The organism is Streptomyces sp. NPDC047017 (genome assembly GCF_040644175.1).
In the GTDB taxonomy this organism is placed as follows: Bacteria; Actinomycetota; Actinomycetes; order Streptomycetales; family Streptomycetaceae; genus Streptomyces.
On record NZ_JBEYVW010000051.1, the window covers coordinates 1 to 3,056 of the forward strand.

Genomic DNA, 3,056 nt, shown 5'->3' on the forward strand with positions numbered 1-3,056 from the left:
GTGGTGCGGTGGTCGGCGGATGGTGTGCTGGAGTTCGTGGGGCGTGCTGATGCGCAGGTGAAGGTGCGGGGCTTCCGTATCGAACCGGGCGAGATTGAGGCCGTCCTCGCTGGGCATGAGCAGGTCGCCCAGGCGGCGGTCGTCGTGCGGGAGGACGAGCCCGGCGACAAGCGCCTCATTGCCTACGTCGTGGGTGCGGTGGGCGTGGACGGGGCACTGATCGGTTCCGACACGTCCCTGCTGCGTCAGCATGTGTCCGAGCACGTGCCGGACTACATGGTGCCGTCGGCGTTCGTCGTGCTTGACGCCCTGCCGTTGACGCCGAACGGCAAGCTGGACCGGCGGGCCCTGCCGGTACCGGAGTACGTCGTGGCCACCGTCGGACGTGGGCCGAGGACACCGCGCGAGGAGATCCTGTGCGGTCTGTTCGCCGAGATCCTCCGTGTCGAGTCGGTGTCGATCGACGACAGCTTCTTCGACCTCGGCGGGCACTCGCTGCTGGCGACTCGACTGGCCAGCCGGATCCGGACTGTTCTCGGGGTGGAGGTGAGCATCCGGTCCCTGTTCGAGGCCCCGACCGTCGCCGGGCTGGTGGACCGGCTCGATGAGGGTGGTCGGGTGCGGGAGCCGTTGGGGCGGCGGGTGCGGCCGGATATTCTCCCGGTGTCGTTCGCGCAGCGCCGTCTGTGGTTCCTGGGCCAGCTCGAGGGTGTCTCGGCGACGTACAACATTCCCCTCGCTCTGCGGTTGACGGGTGAGCTGGACGTGGAGGCGCTGCGGGCGGCTCTGGCGGACGTCGCGGGTCGGCACGAGAGCCTGCGCACGGTTTTCCCGCAGGTGGACGGTGAGCCGCGGCAGGAAATCCTGGCAGGTGCCGGCGGGGTTCCGGAATGTGTCGTCGAGCAGGTCTCGGAGGCCGGGGTGCCGGCCGCTGTGGCAGCGGTGGTCACCGCCGGCTTCGATCTGGAGCGGGACCTGCCGTGGCGGGTCAGGGTGCTGGACGTCACCGACACCCCCGGCGAATGTGTTCTGGTCTTGGTGGTTCATCACATTGCCGCCGACGGGTGGTCGTTGGCGCCGCTGGCGAAGGACCTGTCGCAGGCGTACGTCGCTCGCTCCCAGGGTGCTGCCCCCGAGTGGCAGCCGCTTGAGGTGCAGTACGCGGACTACACGCTGTGGCAGCGAGAGGCCCTCGGTGACGAGGACGACCCGGACAGCGTGATCGCCGCCCAGGTCGCTTACTGGAAACAGGTTTTGGCCGATCTTCCGGAGCAGCTGGAGCTCCCGGTCGACCACCCGCGCTCCGTCGTGGCCTCCCATGAGGGTGCATCGGTCGGCGTACGGGTTTCGGCCGAAACGCACGCCCGTCTGGTGGAGCTGTCGCGCTCCTGCGGGGCGAGCATGTTCATGACCGTACAGGCGGCGCTGGCGGTCCTTCTGTCGAAGATGGGCGCCGGGGAGGACATTCCGATAGGGACACCGGTCGCGGGCCGTACCGACGACGCCCTCGACGACCTCGTCGGGTTCTTCGTGAACACGTTGGTCCTGCGGACCGATGTCTCTGGCGATCCGACGTTCCGGCAGGTGGTGGAGCGCGTCCGGGAAGCCGACCTGGCGGCTTACGCCCACCAGGACGTGCCGTTCGAGCGGCTCGTGGAGATCCTCAACCCGGCACGCTCCATGGCCCGCCACCCCCTCTTCCAAGTCATGCTGACCGTGCAGCACCATGCACCGCTCCTCTCCGCCTTCCGCAGTGCCACGGCCGGATCGACGACCGAGTCCGGACTCGTACTGCCCGACCTGGCCGTACGGCCGGAGCCGGTGGAGGGGACGGTCGCGAAGTTCGATCTGTCCGTCAGCCTGGGTGAGACGCACGACGACAGCACGCCCGCAGGGCTCGAAGGGCGCCTGGACTACCGCACCGATCTGTTCGACAGGACTACCGTCGAACATCTCGCCCGACGACTGATCCAGCTCCTCGACGCCGTCGCCGCATCGCCCGACGCCCCCGTCCGCCAGATGAACGTCCTTGGGGCGGCCGAACGCGAAAGGGTCCTGCGCGTCTGGAACGACACCGCGCGCGAAAGGCCGGGGGCGACACTCACCCAGCTGTTCGAAGCGCACGTCGCACGGACCCCCGACGCGTCAGCGGTGGTGAGCGACGAGCTTGAGCTCACCTATTCGCAACTGAACGAGCGCGCGGACCGACTGGCGCGCCATCTTGCCGCCAAGGGCGCCGGACCCGAGCACGCGGTCGGCCTGTGGATGGAGCGGTCCGCTGACCTGGTGACCGCGCTGCTGGCCGTCCTGAAGACCGGCGCCCACTACGTACCGCTGCACGAGGGTCACCCGCCGAGCCGACGTCGACTGGTCATGGCAGACTGCGCCGCTGAACTGCTGGTGACGGACCGCCCGGCTGAAGCCGCCGAGTTCGCAGGGACGGCCGAGATCATCTGCGTCGATGAAGTCCTCAGGGCGGCTTCCGCGCCGGGACCGGTGAAGTCGGCCGGTGCTGCGGGTGCGGACGGACTCGCCTATGTGATGTACACGTCCGGGTCGACCGGTGAACCCAAGGGCGTGGCCGCCACCCACCGCAGCGTGGCGGACCTCGTGCTGGACCGCTGCTGGGAGACGGACAACCACGAGCGCGTCCTCTTCCACTCGCCGTACGCCTTCGATGCCTCCACGTTCGAGCTCTGGGCCCCTCTCCTCTCCGGCGCGACCATCGTCGTCGCGCCTCCGGGAAACCTGGACGCTCTGTCCCTGGAACAGCTGATCAAGGTTCACGACATCACGGGCGTGGTGCTCACGGCGGGACTTTTCCGCGTTATAGCCGAGGAGGCCCCGACCTGCCTCACCCAGCTGCGTGAGGTGTTGACGGGTGGTGATGTGGTGTCGCCGGTGGCGGTGCGCAGGGTGGTGGAGGCGTGTCCGGGCACGGTGGTGCGGGTGTTGTACGGGCCGACGGAGATCACCTTGTGTGCGACGCAGTACGAGGTTCCGGTGGGTGCGGTCGTGGGTGGTTCGGTGCCGATCGGTCGGCCGATGGACAACAC

1 protein-coding gene is annotated in these 3,056 nt (G+C 68.7%); it reads left to right on the forward strand.

Annotated features, from left to right (window positions below):
• Nucleotides 1-24: 24 nt before the first annotated feature.
• A partial coding sequence (locus ABZ858_RS37120; RefSeq protein WP_361389425.1) for a condensation domain-containing protein occupies nt 25-3,056 on the forward strand: 3,032 nt, incomplete at its 3' end.